Below are 18,230 nucleotides of genomic sequence, written 5' to 3' on the forward strand. Positions count from 1 at the left end.
TCATCATGCTGGACGCCGCCTGCCCCACCCGCCTGTTCGCCGCCCTGCCCCCCGGCGCCGAGGTCATGCGCATGGGCCTGGCCGAGGCGGTGGAGCTGACGCAATCCTTCCTCTCCCTTTCGTCATCCTCCGGCGAGCGCAGCGAGACCGGGGGACCCAGCGGCGCCGAAGGCGAGGCCTGACGCAGGCGCGCGTGGCTCAGTCGCCCTCACGGGCGCCGCTGGGTCCCCGGTCTGCGCCGCTGCGCGCCTTGCCGGAGGATGACGAAAGGTGGAAACGACAGGGCCATGTCCCGCACCACCCCCGCCACCGTCGCCCTGACCAGGCTGGACGTCGCCTTCGACCTGTTCCCCTATGACTACGACCCCGACGCGCCGCGCGTGGGCTTGCAGGCGGCGCAGGCGCTGGGCTGGGCGCCGGAACAGGTGTTCAAGACCCTGATGACCCTCGTGGACGACAAGCCCGCCTGCGTCATCGTGCCCTCGGATCAGGAGGTCAGCATGAAAAAGCTGGCCGCCGCCCTCGGCGGCAAGTCGGCCCGGATGATGAAGCCCGCCGACGCCGAGCGCCTGACCGGCTACAAGGTCGGCGGCGTCAGCCCTTTCGGCCAGAGGAAGGCCGTCCCGACGGTGATGGACGAGACCGCCATCCTGTTCGACCGCATCCTGATCAACGGCGGCCAGCGCGGCCTGCTGCTGGGCCTGGCCCCCGACGACGCGATCCGCGCCTGCGCCGCCGCCCTTGTCGATCTGACGGCCTGAACCCGGTTCGACCCGGTGCCCCGTTTCCTGGCGGCATCGGCCTTTGCGGCCCGATATCGCCTTTCGGCCCGCCGCCCCCGCTAGCCATGCGATACTGCCCGGCCTGATCCTTCGGAGCCGATCATGCGTAGAGCCGTTTCCTGTCCATGTGGCGCAGCGCTTCCCGCGATCCGAAGGTCCTGATCCCATTGCACTGTTGCACTACATGCACTGATTTTTTCTGATTGCACTGCAACGCCGACGCCCCGTCCTCTAAGAGAAGGGCCTGACCGGAGCCTCCATGACCGACGCCGACACGCCCCGCCGACACAGCCGTGCGGGCCTCTATGTCCCCTTCGCCATCGTCCTGATCGCGCTGGTCGCCTGGACCGGCTGGTGGTTTTATCTGACGCGTCAGGTCGAGCAGCGGCTGGAGACCCAGGTCACCCGGCTGCAGGCCCAGGGCTGGCAGGTGAAACACGCTCGCGTCACCACCACCGGTTGGCCGTTCCGCGCCCGCATCGCCATCCCACATCCCGAGATCATAGCCCCCTCCGGCCTGGGCGTCGCGGCGCCCGAGCTGGTGGCCGAGGCGACCGCCTACAACCCGACCAAATGGATGGTCATCGCGCCCGAGGGCCTGACCCTGACCCGCGGCGACAAGGGCAAGGTCGCCGTGCGCGGCGACGCCATCCGCCTCAGTGTCCACGGGCTGACCCAGGCCTGGCCCAATGTGGCGCTGGAGCTGGCCAACCCCGTCTTCACCGCCCTGCCGGGGGCCGAGCCCTTCCCTGTCAGCGGCGCGGGCAAGGTCGAGTTCTATCTGCGGCCCCACATCGTCGGATCCAGCGCGCCCACCGATTCCATCGACGTCCTGTTCCGCCTGATCGACGCGCGCGGCCGTCAGGCGGGGCCGGTCGAGGCCATGACCCGCAACGGCCTGCTGACCGTCCAGCTGGAGGGCGTGATCCAGAAGGCCGCCCTTTTGCGCGGCGCCGACACGGCCGGCGTCTTCGCCGCCTGGACGCGCGGCGGCGGCGAGTTCACCCGTGTGCGGGGCGAGCTCAAGGCCGGCGACAGCCGCGCCCTGGTCTCCAGCGAACGGCTGGCCGCCGGCGCCGACGGCCGGGTCCAGGGCACCGTCAGCCTCAAGGCGGAACAGCCGCTGGGCGCCATCGCCGGTCTGGCCGGATCCCGTTCGGGCGCTGTGGACCGCGTCGGCGCGGGGGCCGCCGCCCTCGCCGCCGGGGCCGCAGGGGCGGGGCCGGGTGGCGACGCCATCGACCTGGACCTCGTCTTCCGCGACGGCCGGACCTATCTGGGGCCCTTCACCCTCGCCCCCGCTCCCAAGCTGTTCTGATGCTGAAAGAGCCGCCCGCCGACGCCGCCCGCGACGCTCTGGACCAGGCTCTGGTTCAGGCGGTGCGCGCCCGTGTCGCCGCCGGGCCTCGCACCGGCCCCGACGCCGACGCCATCGCCCTGCGCGCGCTGTCGGACACCCTGTCTCCGGCCGAACGGATCGCCCTGCGCGCCGTCTGGGGGCGGATCGAGGCGACGACCGGCCGCCCGCTGGTCGTCTGGGGCGGCGCGGCCCAGGTGCTGGCCGCCGACCGCTATGGCCTGTCCGCCCGGATCGCCGCCGAGCCGGAACAGGCGCTGTCCGCCGTCCAGCACGGCTCCCGCGCCCTGATGGATCTGTCGGGGGCCAAGGCCTGGTGGGGCCGCCTTCTGGCCCTGCCTGGCCTGCGGGTTGTGGCGGCCCTGCCCGACGACCGGCGCGGTGTCCCGCGCGCCCTGATGATCTCGACCGAGGCGCCGGGTCCGACCGGCGACGACCGCACCTTCTGGGTCACCGACAGCGCCCTGCCCGCCGCCCGCGTCATCGACGCCCTGGGCGAGGCCGGGCTGGTCGCCGAACTACTGGCCACGGCCGGCGGGTTGAAGCTGTTCGCCCTGACAGGCTATGTGCAGGCCGACGACGGACGACTGGCCCAGGCGCCGGGCGCCCTCAGCGGCGTCATCGGCGCCGCGCCCATCTTCTGATCCCGCAAGGACCACCCATGACCGACGCGCCCGCCGCCAAGCCCGGCATCCTGGACATCGCCCCCTATGTCGGCGGCAAGGCGGCCATCGCTGGGGTGGCCGAGCCGATGAAGCTGTCCTCGAACGAGAACGCCCTGGGCGCCGGCGAAAAGGCGCGCGAGGCCTATGCCGCCGCACTGAAGAACATCCACATCTATCCCGACGGCCGCGCCGCAAAGCTGCGCGCCGCCGTCGCCGACCTGCACGGGCTTGAGGCCGAACGCCTGATCTTCGGCAACGGCTCGGACGAGGTCTTCGCCCTGCTGAACCAGGCCTATCTGACGCCGGGCGACAACATCGTCACGGGCCAGTACGGCTTCCTGGCCTATCGCATCAGCGCCCTGGCCAACCAGGCCCAGGTCAAGCTGGCGCCCGAGCCCGGCATGAAGGCCGAGGTCGACGCCCTGCTGGCCCAGGTCGATGACCGGACCCGGATCGTCTACGTCTCCAATCCGTCGAACCCGACCGGCAGCTGGAACTCGGGCGAGGAGATCCGCCGCCTGCACGCCGCCCTGCCCGCCCACATCCTGCTGGTGGTCGACGAAGCCTACGCCGAGTTCGTGACCGAGCCGGAATGGGAGACCAGCCTGGGTCTGGCCCGCGACGCCGCCAACATCGTCGTCACCCGCACCTTCTCGAAAATCCACGGTCTGGGTGGCCTGCGCATCGGCTTCGGCTATGCGCCGCTGCTTGTCGCCGAAGCGGTGGACCGCATCCGCCTGCCCTTCAACGTCTCGGTGCCGGGGCTGGAGGCCGCGACCGCCGCCCTGGCCGACGAGGCGCACCAGAAAGCCTCGCGCGATCTGGTCGTCGAATGGCGCCCTCGCCTGACCCAGGCCATCCGCGGCTTCGGCTTCGACGTCTTCCCGTCGGCCGGCAATTTCGTGCTGGTCCGCTTCCCGGACGACAGGCGCAACGCCGCCGCCGCCAGCGACTACCTGAATTCAAAGGGGATCATCGTGCGCCCGGTCGGCGGCTACGGCCTGCCCGACTGCTTGCGGATCACGGTCGGCACGGCGGACCAGAACCGCGCCGTCATCGACGCCCTGAGCGAGTTCGCCGCGACCTGATTACGGCCGCCTGAACACCTTCGAGGCCCCGTATCCCATCAGGGCCGCGATCAGCACGCACAGCACGCCATAGGTCCACGGCCGACGGTGGGCGAACTCATAGACGTCGCGCTCGAACCCGACCTTCTCGACCGTCAGGGTCAGGTTCGAGACCGACACCGGCGCCCCGTCCTGAAACAGCCAGACCTCGGCGTAATAGCGGCCGGTGGGGGCCACGGCGGGCAGTTTGATCTCGGCCCGGAACAGGCCGCGGTCCACGAACTCGACCCCGTCCGGGTCGGTGTCATACAGGGCCGCCGCTTCCTTCAGCCGGATCACGGCCCGGCGCCAGTCCAGATAATCCTCGCCCAGCCGGCTGATGACCACGTCGCGGACTCCGTAACGGGTCACGCTGCGGCTTTCCTCCGGCGCGTCGATCCTCAGATGGTCCACGCCCACGCCCAGCCGCCGCAACTGGCCAAAGTCAGCGATGTCGCCCAGCGGCCGGGTCGAGGCGGTCATGTAGAAGCCGGGCGCCCCCTCGAACAGCACGGGCCGGCTGTTCAGCCAGACGCCCATGTTGCGGGTCTTCTTGACCAGACGCAGCGGCGCATCCGGCCCGCGCACCACCACCACGACGTCGGTCGCGGCTTCATCGGGGTTGAAGACCGCGCCATACAGGACGATCGACGCGCCCCGGAAACTGGAGTCGACCTTGACCCGCGCTTCGGTCAGGGCGGCGGCGACCCGCGCCTCGGTCTCGGTCGCGACCGACCGCTCGGGCGGCGGCGCCTCTATCGCAGGCGGAGGAGGAGGCAGGGCCTGGAACATCAGTCCGCGATCCCCGGCGCCAGCTGGAACAGGTCACCCGGGCGCACGAACAACTCCAGCCCCATCTGGATACCCACCAGCAGCACGATCAGCCCCAGCGCGGCCCGCAACTCCTCGGCCCGGAACTTGCCGGACAGACGCGCGCCGTACTGGGCCCCGACCACCCCGCCGACCAGCAGCAGCATCGACAGGACGATGTCCACCGTCTGGTTCCGCCCGGCCTGAAGCACGGTGGTGATGGCCGTGGTGATGATGATCTGGAACAGACTGGTGCCCACCACCACGCCCGCCTTCATGCGCAGGACATACAGCATGGCCGGCACCAGGATGAAGCCGCCGCCCACCCCCATGATGGCCGACAGGATGCCTGCGAACACACCCAGAGCCAGGGGCGGAATGGCGCTGATATACAGGCCCGAACGCGGGAACCGCATCCGGAACGGCAGGCCGTACAGCCACAGCGGCCTCCGCCGGTCCCGGCGCGGCGGCGCGTCGCCGCGATAGCGCTGGATGATGGCCGTCAGGCTTTCCTTCAGCATCAGCAGGCCGATGGAGCCCAGGAAGACCAGATAGGACAGGGCCACCACCAGGTCCGCCTGGCCCAGCAGGCGCAGATAGCGGAACAGCTCGACCCCGAGCACCGCGCCCACGGCCCCGCCGACGGCCATGATGCCGCCCATGCGATAATCGACCGCGCCCTTGCCCGAATAGCTGATGACGCCCGAGGTCGAGGAGGCGACGACGTGGCTGGCCTGGCTGGCGACGGCCACGGTCGGCGGGATGCCCAGGAACACCAGCACGGGGGCCATGAGGAAGCCGCCCCCGATGCCGAACAGGCCCGAGATGAATCCGACCGTCGCCCCCAGCAGAACCAGGAGCGGCCAGTTCACCGAAACCTCGGCGATCGGCAGATAGATATCCAAAGGACGCGCCTTCGGCTGGAGGGTGACGCGGCCGACGGCGGGCCGTGGAGAAAGGTCTTAGCGGGCCGCGCGACGCAGGGCCACCCGGTCAGGCTGCAGATCGACCCCGGCGGTCAAACCTGCGGCTCGACCTTGAAGGCTTCGGCTGCCGCCCGGGCCGCGCGTTGCTGCGCCGCAGGCACGGTCGGCGTCAGCCGCTGCACGGCCTCGCCCGCCTGCGGATCGCCGGCGCGGGCCGCGATCAGATACCATTTGAAGGCGTCGGTCAGGCTGACCGCGATACCCTCGTCCCCGTTCTCGTACAGGCGGGCGACGTTATACTGGCTATCCACCAGCCCCTGCCCGGCCGCCTTGTTCAGCCAGCTCAGCGCCTCAGGCCGGTTCCTGGCCCCGCCAACGCCGTCGAACAGATACATGGCGTAGGCATGCATGCCCTTGGCCGCCCCGCCCTCAGCCGCGCGACGGGCCCACAGGCGGCTTTCGGCCAGATCGACCGTCACGCCCGAGCCACCGGTCTGATACAGACCCGCCAGCTCCAGCGCCGCATCGGCCTGGCCCAGTTCGGCGGCGCGGGTCAGGGTCTTCACACCTTCCGGCTCGCCCGCCGTCATCTGATCCTGCGCCCGCAGATAAAGCTCGTTCGCCTGAGCCGGATCGGCCGACGCATCGACCGGCGTCAGCGACAAGGCCAGCAGTTCCGCGGTCGGCGCCTCCTCGGCCAAGGCGCTGAGCCCCGGCAGATCCAGCGCGCCGTCCGTCAGCCGGTCGAAGGCCAGCGCCCCGCCCGTCAACACCACCGCCGTGACCGAAGCCAGCAGCGCCTTGCGCACCGTGGCGCCGTCCTTGGCCGCCTGCTTGTCCAGCCGCTCCTGCAATCGCGACTTGCCGCCGCGCTTCAGGCCGAACCCGACCGAGGCGGCCGTCGCCTTGGGACCCATGGCGGCGCGGGCCGCGTCCAGGGTCTCGCGGGTCGAGGCGGACCGGGCCGGCGGGGCGGTGACGAAGTCGGTCTCGGCGGCGAAGGCGTCGCCATCCGATTCCAGCAGGGGCGAGGCGACGGGAGCCGGCGCCTGGGCCGGGATGAAATCGGCGTCGGTCGCCTCCAGCGCGTCGGACACATCGGCCCCGCCGAAGGCCGCGAAGGGCGCGGGCGCGCCGAAGGCCGGGGTCTCGATCCGGGGAGCAGGCGCGATCGTCTCGGCTACGACAGGTGTCGGCGACGTCTCCGGCGCAGCGCCGGGGAAGGGTTGCAGACCCGGCTCGCCGCCGCCCCAGTCGTCGCCGAAGGAATCCTCGGGGAAGGCGGCGGCGCGCCAGTCGGCGTCGATGACCGGTTCGGCCACCGTCGGGATCGGCGCCGTCTTGCCCTGGCCCCGCACCTCGATGCTGTCGCGGGCTTCGGCCAGCAGTCTGGCGGTCCGTTCCTCGCTCTGACGCATGCGCTCGGCCAGTTCGCCCGAGGTGCGGTCATAGCGTTGCTCGAACCGGCTGGAGCTGTCCGACAGACGTTGTCCGATGTCTTCCAACGCCTGCGCCGAGCGGCGTTCCGACTGGGCGATGCGGTCGCTGAGCCGGTCGGAAATGCGGGTGATCTCCCCGCCCAGTTTTTCCAGCGCCAGAGCATGGCGGTCGTCAGCAGCCATCAGGCGCTGGTCAACGGCCTGCTCGACCCGGCGGGTGTGATCCTCGGCCTTCTGCAGACGACCATTCAGGTTCTGGGCGATGCGCAGGACCTCGCGGCCCATGGCCTCGACCGCCCTGGCCGAGCCGCGCTCGGCCAGGGCGACCTTGTCACCCACGGTCTGGACCGCACGCTCGATCCGGTCCATCCGGCTGTCAGCCTGGGCCGTGTCCAGCCGGCGCATCATCTCGGCGCGGTTGCTCTCAACCTGACGGGCCAGGGTCTCGGCCAGCTTTTCGAAACGGGCGCCCTCGGGCTCGGCGCGGCTCTCGGTCGCGCGCAGGCGGCGGTCCAGATCGCCGAACGACCGCTCCAGCCCACGCAGGGCGTCGGTCGTGCGCGACTGGGCTGCGTCCAGCTTGGCCGCGACCTGACCCAGCAGGGTGGTCCCTGCGCCGGCGCCGACCGACTTCTCGACCGTGTCCATGCGCAGACGCACTTCGGTCGCGCCGACGCGCTGGCGTTCCTCGATGTCGTAGAGGCGGCCGGTCAGGGCGCCCAGCGAGGTCTCCAGCGCCTTGAAGCCTTCCTCGGTCTTGGGGCCGGTGTCGTTCTCGAACCGGCGCAGGCGGCGATGGCCCTCACGCAGTTCCTCGGCGATGTCATCCAGGCGTCGGCCGGTCGCCGTCGCGCGGGCGTCCTGCTCTTCCAGCCGGCGGACCAGACCCGAAACGGCCTGATCCACACCCTGGATCGCCACGGTCGAGCGGCGCTCGGCGGCCTCCAGCCGGCCGGCGATGGCCTCGATGGAGGCGTTCAGGCGATGATAGGGATCGTTGACGTCATAGGCGTCGTCCAGTCGCCGGGCGCGGCCACGGCGGTCGAACGTGTCGGCCGCATGGGCGCGACGCGGCATCGGGACCACCCCGTCCTCGTCCTCGCCGTCCTCCATGATCATGGAATTCAGCCACTCGCCCAGGGTCATCCCTGAACGGCGGGCAAGGTCCTTGGCGATCTCGCGAGCCTTGGGATCAATTCCCTTCACGCTCCACGGCGCGGCTGCGCTCACTGATTCGCCTCCCGACCTTTCGCTGGACGCTACTGGCCCAGATCAGGGGTGTAAATGGATGGTTAACCCCAAGATGTTGCGCCCGGCCACCTTACCTGTGGACATCCGCTGCATCCCGGGCTTGCGAAGCGTCGCCTTCGGCCTCACTTGGCGGGCGTGGACACGAAACTGACCCTTATCCTGCTGGCCGGTTCCGTGGCCGTCGCCGTTCTGGCCGGATGGCGCGGGGCTCGCGCGCCCGATCCCCGGCGCGGACCGCGGATGATCCCGTGGCGGTTCCTGATGGTGCTGTCGGCGGCCTTCGCGTCGCTTCTGCTGGTCCACCTGGGCACCCTGTTCGGGCTTGAGCGGCCGCGTTAGCCGGAACCGTCAGGCCTCGCGCCGGTTCTTCTGCGACCCCTCACACAGGAGACGCACATGGCCGACAAGACGCTGACGCCCGCCGAGGCCGAGACCGAGTTCTGGAAGCACCTGAAGTCCTCCAACACCGGCATGCTGGGCCTGGACCAGCCCGGCTATCACAGCCAGCCCATGACCGCCTTCCGCGAGGAGGAGACGGGGACCATCTGGTTCTTCACCCGCGACGACACCGACCTGGCGCGCGACGCCGCGCTGGGCGCGCAGAGCGCCATGTTCACCTATGGGTCAAAGGACCAGGAAGTCTGGGCCTGCATCCACGGCGAGCTGTCGGTTTCGCACGATCGGGAACGGATCGACCGCTACTGGAACCCGGTCGTCGCCGCCTGGTATCCGGAGGGCAAGGACGACCCGCACCTGACCCTGCTGCGCTTCGAGGCCGACGACGGCCGCATCTGGGTGTCGAAGTCGGGTCCGGTCCGATTCATGTTCGAGGTCGCCAAGGCGAACCTGACCAAGACCCTGCCCGACGCCGGCGGCGTGGCCGACGTGAACCTGCAGTAGTCCCCTTCTCCCCTCGGGGGAGAAGGTGGCTTGCGGAGCAAGACGGATGAGGGGGGACGCCGGCTGCGTTCTCCTCGTTCGATCGTCTGCCCGCCGACACAGCCCCCTCAACCGAGCGGCTCCGCCGCCCACCTTCTCCCCCGAGGGGAGAAGGCTTTCCGGTCAGCCGCCCAGACACCAGGCGATGACCGCCTTCTGGGCGTGGATGCGGTTCTCGGCCTCCTCCCAGACCAGCGAGCGGGGGCCGTCGATGACGGCGTCCGTCACCTCTTCGCCCCGGTGGGCCGGCAGGCAATGCAGGAAGACGGCGTCGGGCGCAGCCGCCTCCATCAGGGCGTCGTCCACGCCATAGGCCTCGAAGGCGGCCAGGCGCGCCTCATAGTCCTGATCGCCCATCGACACCCAGGTGTCGGTGACGACGACATCGGCGCCGGCGACCGCTTCGTGCGGGTCGCTGGTCAGGTGGACGTGGTCGCCGCCCTTGGCCAGGTCGCGCAGGTCGGGGTGGTATTCGGCCGGGCAGGCGACCTGCAGGCGGAAGCCGAACCTGGGCGCCGCATGCATGAAGCTGTGGCAGACGTTGTTGCCGTCCCCGACCCAGGCGATCGTCTTGCCGGCGATCGGGCCCAGATGTTCCTCGATCGTCTGCAGATCGGCCAGGATCTGGCACGGGTGGCTGCGGTCGGTCAGGCCGTTGATGACCGGCACGGTGGACACCCGGGCGAAGCGCTCGACATCCTCGTGGTCGTTGGCGCGGATCATCACCGCGTCGACCATGCGCGACAGCACCCTGGCCGTGTCCTCGACCGGCTCGCCGCGCCCCAGCTGCATGTCCCCGGCGTTGGCGATGATCGACGACCCGCCCAGTTGGCGGATCGCCGCGTCAAAGCTGAAGCGGGTGCGGGTCGAGTTCTTCTCGAAGATCATCGCCAGCACATGGTCGCGCGCTGGGGCGTCGGCGTCGACGCGACCCTTGGGCCAGCCCTTGCGGGCCGCCTTGCGAGCGTGTGCGTCGTCCAGAATGGCGCGCAAGTCGGCGGCGTCCAGCCGGTGGATATCCAGGAAGTGCCGGACCATCAGGCCGCCATCTTGCCGCGGGCGGCCTCGCAGGTGGCCTCGAACTTCTGAACGACCTCGCGGGCCTCATCCAGCGTCAGGTTCAGCGGCGGCAGGATGCGGACGCAGTTGTCGCCGCCGCCGGCCACCAGCAGGTTCTGGCCGTCACGGGCCCAGGCCATGAACTCGCGGTTGTTGGGAACCAGCTTGACGCCGATCAGCAGACCCTTGCCGCGCACGTCGACGATGACGTCCGGAAAACGTTCCTGCAGGCCCGCCAGCTGCTGCTTCAGATAGGCCGAGATCTCGGCCACATTGGCGAAGGTCTCGGGGCGGTTGATCTCAGTCAGGGCGGCCATGCCGACCGCCATGGCCAGCGGGTTGCCGCCGAAGGTCGAACCGTGGGCGCCGACAGTCATGCCCTTGGCCGCCTCGGCCGTGGACAGGCAGGCGCCGATGGGGAAGCCGCCGCCCAGGGCCTTGGCCACGGCCATGATGTCGGGCGCCATGCCGGCCCATTCGTGGGCCCACAGCTTGCCGGTCCGGCCCATGCCGCACTGGACCTCGTCGAAGATGATCAGGACGCCGTTCTCGTCGGCCATGTCGCGCATCCAGCGCAGGTCGGCGTCGGACGTGGCGCGGCAGCCGCCCTCGCCCTGGACCGGCTCAAGAATGATGGCGGCGGTGGCCGGGTTGCGGAAGGCGGCCTCAAGCGCGTCCTTGTCGCCCCACACCAGCTGATGGAAACCCTCCATCTTGGGGCCGAAGCCCTCGGTGTAGCTGGGATTGGCCGCGGCGTTGATCGCGCCATAGGTGCGGCCGTGGAACGAGCCGTCGAAGCCATAGATGTCGATCCGCTCGGGCTGGCCGTTGGCGGCGTGGTATTTGCGGGCCGTCTTCAGCGCGCATTCGACCGCCTCGGTGCCGGAGTTGGTGAAGAAGACCACGTCGGCGAAGCTGCTCTCGCACAGCTTGTCGGCCAGGGCGTCCTGACCCGGAATCTTGAAGATGTTCGAGACGTGCCACAGCTTTTCGGCCTGGTCCTTGACCGCCTGGACCAGCTTGGGATGGGCGTGGCCCAGACCGTTGGTCGAGATGCCGGCGACGCAGTCCAGATACTCGGTCCCGTCGGTGGACCAGAGGCGGGCGCCCTGGCCGCGCTCCACTTCCAGCGGCGCGCGATTGTAGACACCCATCAGATGACCGGACACAGCATGACCTCCGAAAGCGAGACGGCCCCGCCGCGACATGCGACGGGACCGCTGAAAAAGGGCCCGGCCCTTGTCGGACCGGGAGCAGGCTTAGTCAACACCGGCGCCGAGGCGCCCCGAGGTTCTGACCGTTTCGAGCAGGGCCCGCAGCGCCTTCAGCTGTTCGGGCTGGAGACAACGATGCGGCAGGACCGGGTTGTTCATCGGCGCGACCAGGAAGACGAAGCGGTCCTTCTCCTCGCGCACGCCGCGCATGCCGGCCCAGGCGACGCGTGAGCCGACCAGCGGATTGGTCAGGGTCATGCCTGCGTCGTCCAGCGTCCAGTCCGAGGCGAGGGCCCCGGCGGGCGCCCGGGCGCCTTCGGCTCGAACGACCTTCCAGGTCACGATGGTGGCTGCCCACCACACCAGACCCGTCCCGATGATAAAGCCCGGGAGCAGGAAAGGCGGCAGCAGGTCGCCGACCATGACGCTGACCGTCAGTCCCATCGCCAGAAAGGCGACATAGGGCACGTACATGGGCAAGCAGGCGACCCAGTGGATCGTCCCCCAGCCGCCGCGCAGCGTCCGCTGGTCGTGCGCCGTCAGCTTGACCCCCCGGACCTCGATCACCGCAGCTGGCCGTCCAGCTTTTCGATCAGGGCGGCGTAGGTGGCGCTGGACAGGGCGATAGTCGCGCCCTCGACGTTGTCCATCGTGTCCTCGTGGCTGTGGATCTGGCGGAAGACGCGGGGCACCAGCCCCTCGCGCAGGCCGTTGTCCTGGCCGCCGTTGAAGGCCAGCCACATCTGGTGGGCGCCGACCTCGTCCTGGAAGCCGACGGACAGGGTCGGAACCCCGGCGGCGGTGAAGACGCGGTCGTCCGACGGCGGATAGACGCCGAAGCCGACACACTGCAGCGCCCGCTCGGCGCAGACTTCCTTGACCGCACGGGTCATGCCCAGCGACTGGGGTCCGTTGTTCTGGCCGTACATCAGGGTCGTGCCGAAGGCGGCGACGTCCGAGTTGACGATGGCGGCGACATTGGCGACGCCGTGCGCCTCGATCCACTTTCTGGCGCCGATCAGGCCCAGCTCTTCCTGATCGAACAGGATGACGCGGATGCGGTGGTTCAGCGCCTTGCCTTTCAGCGCCTTGGCCGCCTCGATCACGCCGACGACCGAGGCCGCGTTATCGACCACGCCCTGCGAGAAGGCGCCGTCCCGCAGCACAGCGGAATCGTAGTGGGCGGTCAGCAGGATTTCCTTGTCGCCATCGCCAATCGTGAAGACGACGTTGGAGCCCTGCATCGGCTGGCCGCGGCCGCCGCCCTCGAAGGTTTCGACGGTCGGTTCGAAGCCCGCCTCGCGCACCTGGGTCAGGACGACCTGCAGGCGGGCGGCGTTGGTCGGCTGGATATAGGCGGCGACGCGCGCGCGCAGGGCGTCGTGCGCGGGATCAGCGGCGGCCGGGGCGGCGGCGGGGACGCCATCGGGCACATGCTGCGCCGTCGCGGGGGCGGCGGCCATGACGGCCAGAGCCAGCGTGGACGCCAGTGTCGAGGCCGCAGCCCAGTGGTTGATCTTCATGTCGCCCCTCCGAGAAATCGAGGCGCGGATTTGGTCGGGCGATCAGGGGGCCGTCAAGGGCGCAAGGGTCCGGAACGACCAAAGGGCGACGATTGCAGTGCAATCCGAAAAAAACAGTGCAGTGCAGTGCAAGAGTGCAATCGCGTCGAGATCGCCTGGCGGAAAGACCCGACGGAACATGACGGGATCATGCCTGACATCCCGACCCGGGGGGGTCGAAGTCTGCGGGAACGGCCGCGCGTGTTGATCGCCAAGGTCTTTTCGCAGGCGCCATCACATCAGGCGGGCCGGATACGCCGCCTAGCTCTTGAGCCGCCAGCCGGAGCGGAACACCAGCCAGCAGGCCACGCCCATGGCCATGGTCAGCGCCGCGCTCATCACCACCCCGATCAGGATGCTGCCCTCGGCATGGCCGATGAAGCCCGCGCGGAAGCCGTCGATCAGATAGAAGAAGGGGTTGAAGCGGCTGATCGCCGCGAAGGGTTCGGGCAGGTTGTCGACCAGATAGAAGGTCCCCGACAGGAAGGTCATCGGCATGATGACGAAATTCTGGACCGCCGACAGCTGGTCGAACTTCTCGGACCACAGGCCGGCCATGACGCCGATCATGCCCATCAGCAGCGAGGCGACGGCGCCGAACCACAGGATCAGGCCCAGGTTGGCGATCCCCACCCTGGCGAAGGGCAGCACGCATACGGCGGTGACCAGGCCCACGGCGATGCCGCGCGTGGCGGCGCCCAGGGCGAAGCCGACCGTCAGCTCCAGCGGGCTGAGCGGCGGGGTCAGGAAGTCGGTCGCGGTGCCCATGATCTTGGCCTGGATCAGGCTGGAGGACGAGTTGGCGAAGGCGTTCTGGAGAATGGCCATCATGATCAGGCCGGGGGCCACAAACTCGGCGAAGGGCGTGCCGTGCAGCGGCGGCCGGGCGCCCTGCAGCGCGACCACGAAGACCAGCATGTAAAGCAGGGTCGTCACCACCGGGGCGGCGACCGTCTGGGCCCCCACCTTCCAGAAGCGGCGGACCTCGCGCAGATACAGGCTGCGCACGCCGATCCAGTTGACGCCGTTGTAGCGGCGCGGCTGCGGCAGGCCCGAAGGCCGGGTCGAGGCGAGGTCGGTCATGGCCGCCAGATGCGACCGCAGAGCCCGAAACGCAAGGCTGACCGCCTTTTCACCCTGAAACCTGCGCCGTTTCGGGACAACAGCGATTCAACATGTGGTTTCTGTGGACAGGCTGATTCGCACATATTGCGCCTGTTAAGAGGTAGTTTACGATTAGTGGTAGGCGCTGACCCCCGGAGGGAGCCGGCGACCCTAGATATTGAATCCGAATTCACCGGAGGGTGCGATGACCGCAGGCTGGACAGAAGACCGGGTAGGCGCGCTGAAAAAGCTGTGGCTGGAAGGCCAGTCGGCCAGCCAGATCGCCAAGACGCTGGGTGGCGGCGTGACCCGCAACGCCGTAATCGGCAAGGTGCACCGCCTGGGCCTGTCGGGCCGCGCGGCGCCCTCGCAGCCGGCCCGCGCCACCTATCGCCCGACGCGCCCGCGTCCGGCCGCCTCGGCCCAACCGACCCAGGCCCCGTCGGCCCCGCGCCGGATCGAGGCCGCCCAGCCGCGCCCGGTCGCCCCGACCCCGCCGCCGCCGGCCCCGATGCCGGAACTGCCCGGCACCGCCACGGTGCTGACGCTGGGCGCGCACATGTGCAAATGGCCGATCGGCGACCCGTCGTCGCGCGAGTTCAGCTTCTGCGGCCGCCGCGCCTCGGAAGGCGTCTATTGCGGCGAACACGCCCGCGTCGCCTACCAGCCCCAGGTCCGCCGCGGCGGCAAGGACGGCGCGACCGAACTGGCCCGCAGTCTTCGCCGGTATATTTAAGGGCGCTACGCTCGCGACGCGGTCGCTCGCTGCTTGAGCGCGACCGCGTTTCGATGCGCCCTTCCTGCCCGCCCCGCCGGTTCGCCGGTGGGTCCCGGGGCGGGGCTGCGGTTATCCGGGTTGACGCAGCCCCTTCTCCTTTTTGGTCCTATCGCTCGCGACGCGGTCGCTCGCTGCATGAGGACGCCTCTCCCTCCCCGTCCCGGGGAGGGTGGCTGAGCCCGCAAGGGCGAAGCCGGGTGGGGGCGGCAAGGCTGGGCATCCGCGCCCGGCATCGCCGAGCCCTCCCCACCCGCTCGACGCTCGCGTCGACCACCCTCCCCGGGACGGGGAGGGAGAGGGCGTGCGACTTCTAGTTCAGCACGCGCCGCACATCCGGCACGTCCAGGCTGAAGGCGGGGATGGCGGCCTCGTGGTCGCGGCCGGTCTCGTCCTTGAAATAGTAGGTGCCGACCATCGAGCCGGAGGGCGTGCCCAGCGGGCAACCCGAGGCGTAGGCGTAGCGGTCGCCGGGGCCGATCACGGGCTGTTCGCCGACCACGCCCTGGCCGCGCACCTCCTCAACCCGGCCGCGCGCATCGGTGATGGTCCAGTGGCGGGCCACCAGTTGCACCGTGCGTTCGCCGCGATTCTCGATCTCGACCTTGTAGGCCCAGACCCAGCGCCCGCCTTCCGGGTCGGACTGCGCCGCCAGATAGCTGGGCCGGACCTTGACGATGATGCCGTCGGTCTCGGCGATATAGGCGGGGTTGGAACGCATGGCCCCATGGTGACCAGCAATGGTCTGTGGTCAAGCGGCGCGGAGGGGAGACGCGCGTGAAAAACCGTGTAAGGCAGAGGGAATGAGCGCTATCGACCTGTCCTCCCCCGGCATCCTGCCGTCCCAATCCATCGAAGCCCTGATCGCGACGGGCGCCGTCACGTCCCAGACCCCGTTCGACGCCGATCAGGTGCAGCCGGCCAGTCTGGACCTGCGTCTGTCCGACCGTGGATGGCGCGTGCGCGCGTCCTTCCTGCCCGGCCAGCGAACGGTCGAGGACCGGATCGAGGACGTGCGGATGCACGATATCGACCTGTCCGGCGGCATGGTTCTGGAAAAAGGCTGCGTCTATATCGTGCGGCTGCAGGAGCGGATCAGCCTGCCCCAAGGGATCGTCGCGCGCGCCAATCCGAAAAGCTCGACCGGCCGGGTGGACGTGTTCGTGCGGCTGCTGACCGACCGGGGCGGCAGTTTCGACGACGTGGCCGAGGGCTATGAAGGACCGCTGTATCTGGAGATCGCGCCCCAGACCTTCTCCATCCTGGTCAAGCCGGGCACGCGGTTGAACCAGCTGCGGCTCAAGGTCGGCGAGCCGCCCAAGCTGGAGACTCGCAGCGTCGGCGTGGATCTGGAGGCGGCCGGGGCCGACGGCGTGGTCGGCTTCCGCGGGCGTCGGCACGCGGGCGTCATCAACATGGATCACATCGACGGTCACGATCCCCGCGACTTCTGGGAGCCGCTGGCGCCCCGGCGCGGCGAACTGCTGCTGGACCCGGGCGAGTTCTACATCCTGGCGTCGCGCGAGGCGGTCGAAATTCCGGTCATGCAGGCCGCCGAGATGACCCCCATCGACCCGTCGGTGGGCGAGTTCCGGGTCCACTACGCCGGCTTCTTCGACCCCGGCTTCGGCACGGACGAGGCCCACGGCGCCGGCTCCAAGGGCGTGCTGGAGGTGCGGACCCACGACACGCCGTTCCTGCTGGAGCACGGCCAGATCGTCGCCCGGCTGGTCTATGAGCCGCTGACCGAAAAGCCGTCGCGCCTGTATGGCGAGGGCGGCAGCCACTATCAGAAGCAGGGGCTGAAGCTGTCGAAGCATTTCCGGGGGTGGGCGTAACTAAGTTCTCCCTCCCCGTCCCGGGGAGGGTGGCTGAGCCCGCAGGGCGAAGTCGGGTGGGGGCGGCAAGGCTGAACATCCGCCGCGCCCGTATCGCCGCGCCCTCCCCACCCGGTCGCTGCGCGACCACCCTCCCCGGGACGGGGAGGGAGAGGCGTTAAGTCAGCTTGTTCGCCTTGCGCAGGTCCGGGAACGCCTTGGCCCAGATGCCCGTCGCAGCCAGGGCGCCGAACCCGCCGAAGACGGCCGCGCCTATGGGGCCCAGCAGACGGACCATGACGCCGGAATAGGCCTCGCCCAGCTCGTTCGAGGCGCCGATGAACAGCATGGACACCGATGACACCCGGCCGCGCATGTGATCGGGCGTGGCCAGCTGGATCAGGGTCTGGCGGATATTGACGCTGATCATGTCGGCGCCACCGCCGATGAACAGGGCCAACGCGCTCAGCCAGACCCAGTGCGACAGGCCGAAGGTCAGCGTGGACAGGCCGAACACCGCCACCGCCGCGAACATCCATCGCCCGCCATGCTTCACGATAGGGAAGCGGCTCAGATACAGCGCCACCAGCAGGGCGCCGACCCCGAACGCCGCGCGCAGCAGGCCGAACCCCTGCGGTCCCACATGCAGGATGTCGCGGGCGAAGATCGGCGTCAGCAGGGCCACCCCCGCCAGCAGCACCACGACCAGATCCAGCGAGATGGCGCCCAGGACGATCTTGGTCTTCCAGACGTAGGTCAGCCCCTCCTTGACCAGGGCCACGGGCGAGACCTTGTCGTCAGAGACCTCGGGCTTGCCGCGGGTGCGGATCAGCAGGAAGCAGGCGACGGCCAGCAGGAACAGCCCCATGGCCGAGGCGTAGGCCAGCGGGACGGAGAAACCGACAATGACCCCGCCCAGCGCTGGACCCGCGATGGCGCCGGTCTGGAAGGCGATGGACTGGGCCGCGATGGCGGGCGGCAGGGCGCGGCGCCCGACCACCATGGGCAGGAAGGCCTGACTGGCCGGCGCCAAGAAGGCGCGCGCGGCGCCGAACAGGGCGGCCACGGCCAGCAGGCCCCACAGCGGCGGCGACCCGTGGATCGCCATGGCCAGGAACAGCAGGGCGCACAGGCCCTCGACCATGATCGACAGGGTCACGGTGTGCTTGCGGTCGCGGCGGTCGGCCATGGCCCCGGCGGGCAGGGTGAAGGCCAGCAGCGGCAGGAACTGGCACAGGCCGACCAAGCCCAGATACAGGCTTGCCTCCTGGATCGGATGATCACGGCGGGCGATCTCATAGACCTGCCACAACAGGGCCGAGGACTGGATCTGGATGCCCAGAACGGCGACCACCCGCCCCAGCCACAACAGGCGAAAGTCGCGGATGCCCCACGGACTGGCAGGACCTTCGGGAGGGCCGGGG

At 69.7% G+C, this 18,230-nt stretch carries 19 protein-coding genes; 9 read left to right on the forward strand and 10 right to left on the reverse strand.

All coding sequences use genetic code 11. The annotated features are described in order from the left end of the window. The 5 genes from EON91_RS11255 to hisC form a co-directional block, all read left to right on the forward strand. Positions 1-182 (forward strand): hypothetical protein (locus EON91_RS11255; RefSeq protein ID WP_292094727.1); only part of this gene is annotated, 182 nt, incomplete at its 5' end. A 105-nt stretch (positions 183-287) separates the two neighbouring features. Next, positions 288-761 (forward strand): Cys-tRNA(Pro) deacylase, encoded by a 474-nt coding sequence (ybaK, locus tag EON91_RS11260; protein WP_292094730.1) that lies wholly within the window; start codon positions 288-290, stop codon positions 759-761. Between the two features lie 280 nt (positions 762-1,041). Next, positions 1,042-2,100, forward strand: coding sequence for a DUF2125 domain-containing protein (locus EON91_RS11265; RefSeq protein WP_292094733.1), 1,059 nt, complete (start codon positions 1,042-1,044; stop codon positions 2,098-2,100). After that, entirely contained in the window at positions 2,100-2,783 is a 684-nt protein-coding gene (locus tag EON91_RS11270) for a hypothetical protein (RefSeq protein WP_292094736.1), read from the forward strand. The genes EON91_RS11265 and EON91_RS11270 overlap by 1 nt, the downstream gene beginning before the upstream one ends. 17 nt (positions 2,784-2,800) lie before the next feature. Continuing rightward, positions 2,801-3,892 carry a histidinol-phosphate transaminase gene (gene hisC, locus EON91_RS11275; protein WP_292094738.1) on the forward strand — a complete coding sequence of 364 codons (1,092 nt, stop codon included), beginning with the start codon at positions 2,801-2,803 and terminating at the stop codon, positions 3,890-3,892. Here hisC and EON91_RS11280 read toward each other — a convergent pair whose 3' ends face one another. The 3 genes from EON91_RS11280 to EON91_RS11290 all read right to left on the reverse strand — a co-directional run bounded on the left by EON91_RS11280 (position 3,893) and on the right by EON91_RS11290 (position 8,315). After that, positions 3,893-4,702, reverse strand: a complete 810-nt coding sequence (locus tag EON91_RS11280; protein WP_292094741.1) for a TIGR02186 family protein — start codon at positions 4,700-4,702, stop codon at positions 3,893-3,895. Further along, complete coding sequence (locus EON91_RS11285; RefSeq protein WP_292094742.1) at positions 4,702-5,625, reverse strand: sulfite exporter TauE/SafE family protein; 924 nt, start codon at positions 5,623-5,625, stop codon at positions 4,702-4,704. Before EON91_RS11285 ends, EON91_RS11280 begins: the two co-directional genes overlap by 1 nt. A 113-nt stretch (positions 5,626-5,738) precedes the next feature. Then, positions 5,739-8,315 carry a hypothetical protein gene (locus tag EON91_RS11290; protein WP_292094745.1) on the reverse strand — a complete coding sequence of 859 codons (2,577 nt, stop codon included), beginning with the start codon at positions 8,313-8,315 and terminating at the stop codon, positions 5,739-5,741. 156 nt (positions 8,316-8,471) lie between these two features. Between EON91_RS11290 and EON91_RS11295 the strand changes: the two genes are divergently transcribed. Together EON91_RS11295 and EON91_RS11300 are read left to right on the forward strand one after the other, a co-directional pair. Continuing rightward, positions 8,472-8,675, forward strand: coding sequence for a hypothetical protein (locus EON91_RS11295; protein ID WP_292094747.1), 204 nt, complete (start codon positions 8,472-8,474; stop codon positions 8,673-8,675). A gap of 57 nt (positions 8,676-8,732) precedes the next feature. Then, the gene (locus EON91_RS11300) at positions 8,733-9,236 is read left to right on the forward strand and encodes a pyridoxamine 5'-phosphate oxidase family protein (RefSeq protein WP_292094750.1); all 504 of its coding nucleotides are present in this window, start codon (positions 8,733-8,735) and stop codon (positions 9,234-9,236) included. Positions 9,237-9,398: 162 nt separating this feature from the next. Here the strand turns inward: EON91_RS11300 and argF are convergent, their stop codons facing one another. The 5 genes from argF to EON91_RS11325 all read right to left on the reverse strand — a co-directional run bounded on the left by argF (position 9,399) and on the right by EON91_RS11325 (position 14,193). Continuing rightward, complete coding sequence (gene argF, locus EON91_RS11305) at positions 9,399-10,313, reverse strand: ornithine carbamoyltransferase (protein WP_292094753.1); 915 nt, start codon at positions 10,311-10,313, stop codon at positions 9,399-9,401. After that, entirely contained in the window at positions 10,313-11,488 is a 1,176-nt protein-coding gene (locus tag EON91_RS11310; RefSeq protein WP_292094772.1) for an aspartate aminotransferase family protein, read from the reverse strand. Before EON91_RS11310 ends, argF begins: the two co-directional genes overlap by 1 nt. Before the next feature lie 105 nt (positions 11,489-11,593). Then, positions 11,594-12,115: a YcxB family protein gene (locus tag EON91_RS11315; RefSeq protein WP_292094755.1), complete on the reverse strand. Its 522-nt coding sequence runs from the start codon at positions 12,113-12,115 to the stop codon at positions 11,594-11,596. After that, the gene (locus tag EON91_RS11320) at positions 12,112-13,071 is read right to left on the reverse strand and encodes a M20/M25/M40 family metallo-hydrolase (protein ID WP_292094758.1); all 960 of its coding nucleotides are present in this window, start codon (positions 13,069-13,071) and stop codon (positions 12,112-12,114) included. The genes EON91_RS11315 and EON91_RS11320 overlap by 4 nt, the downstream gene beginning before the upstream one ends. 300 nt (positions 13,072-13,371) lie before the next feature. Next, on the reverse strand, positions 13,372-14,193 hold the full coding sequence (locus EON91_RS11325; RefSeq protein WP_292094759.1) for an ABC transporter permease: 822 nt from the start codon (positions 14,191-14,193) through the stop codon (positions 13,372-13,374). 226 nt (positions 14,194-14,419) lie between these two features. Between EON91_RS11325 and EON91_RS11330 the strand changes: the two genes are divergently transcribed. Continuing rightward, positions 14,420-14,950, forward strand: a complete 531-nt coding sequence (locus tag EON91_RS11330; protein WP_292094763.1) for a GcrA family cell cycle regulator — start codon at positions 14,420-14,422, stop codon at positions 14,948-14,950. A 352-nt stretch (positions 14,951-15,302) separates the two neighbouring features. On the opposite strand, the gene apaG is transcribed toward EON91_RS11330, so the two are convergent. Continuing rightward, on the reverse strand, positions 15,303-15,710 hold the full coding sequence (gene apaG / locus EON91_RS11335) for a Co2+/Mg2+ efflux protein ApaG (protein WP_292094765.1): 408 nt from the start codon (positions 15,708-15,710) through the stop codon (positions 15,303-15,305). Positions 15,711-15,792: 82 nt separating this feature from the next. Between apaG and EON91_RS11340 the strand changes: the two genes are divergently transcribed. Next, positions 15,793-16,827: a 2'-deoxycytidine 5'-triphosphate deaminase gene (locus EON91_RS11340; RefSeq protein WP_292094767.1), complete on the forward strand. Its 1,035-nt coding sequence runs from the start codon at positions 15,793-15,795 to the stop codon at positions 16,825-16,827. 157 nt (positions 16,828-16,984) lie between these two features. On the opposite strand, the gene EON91_RS11345 is transcribed toward EON91_RS11340, so the two are convergent. Further along, positions 16,985-18,230, reverse strand: a 1,246-nt coding sequence (locus EON91_RS11345; protein WP_292094770.1) for an MFS transporter, incomplete at its 5' end; no start/stop codon positions are given.

This window comes from Brevundimonas sp. (assembly GCF_004210735.1).
Lineage (GTDB): Bacteria > Pseudomonadota > Alphaproteobacteria > Caulobacterales > Caulobacteraceae > Brevundimonas.

Coding starts and splice junctions, on each gene's coding strand:
- ybaK (WP_292094730.1), top strand. CDS start 288: ATGTCCCGCACCACCCCCGCCACCGTCGCCCTGACCAGGCTGGACGTC.
- EON91_RS11265 (WP_292094733.1), top strand. CDS start 1,042: ATGACCGACGCCGACACGCCCCGCCGACACAGCCGTGCGGGCCTCTAT.
- EON91_RS11270 (WP_292094736.1), top strand. CDS start 2,100: ATGCTGAAAGAGCCGCCCGCCGACGCCGCCCGCGACGCTCTGGACCAG.
- hisC (WP_292094738.1), top strand. CDS start 2,801: ATGACCGACGCGCCCGCCGCCAAGCCCGGCATCCTGGACATCGCCCCC.
- EON91_RS11280 (WP_292094741.1), bottom strand. CDS start 4,702: ATGTTCCAGGCCCTGCCTCCTCCTCCGCCTGCGATAGAGGCGCCGCCG.
- EON91_RS11300 (WP_292094750.1), top strand. CDS start 8,733: ATGGCCGACAAGACGCTGACGCCCGCCGAGGCCGAGACCGAGTTCTGG.
- argF (WP_292094753.1), bottom strand. CDS start 10,313: ATGGTCCGGCACTTCCTGGATATCCACCGGCTGGACGCCGCCGACTTG.
- EON91_RS11310 (WP_292094772.1), bottom strand. CDS start 11,488: ATGGGTGTCTACAATCGCGCGCCGCTGGAAGTGGAGCGCGGCCAGGGC.
- EON91_RS11320 (WP_292094758.1), bottom strand. CDS start 13,071: ATGAAGATCAACCACTGGGCTGCGGCCTCGACACTGGCGTCCACGCTG.
- EON91_RS11325 (WP_292094759.1), bottom strand. CDS start 14,193: ATGACCGACCTCGCCTCGACCCGGCCTTCGGGCCTGCCGCAGCCGCGC.
- EON91_RS11330 (WP_292094763.1), top strand. CDS start 14,420: ATGACCGCAGGCTGGACAGAAGACCGGGTAGGCGCGCTGAAAAAGCTG.
- apaG (WP_292094765.1), bottom strand. CDS start 15,710: ATGCGTTCCAACCCCGCCTATATCGCCGAGACCGACGGCATCATCGTC.
- EON91_RS11340 (WP_292094767.1), top strand. CDS start 15,793: ATGAGCGCTATCGACCTGTCCTCCCCCGGCATCCTGCCGTCCCAATCC.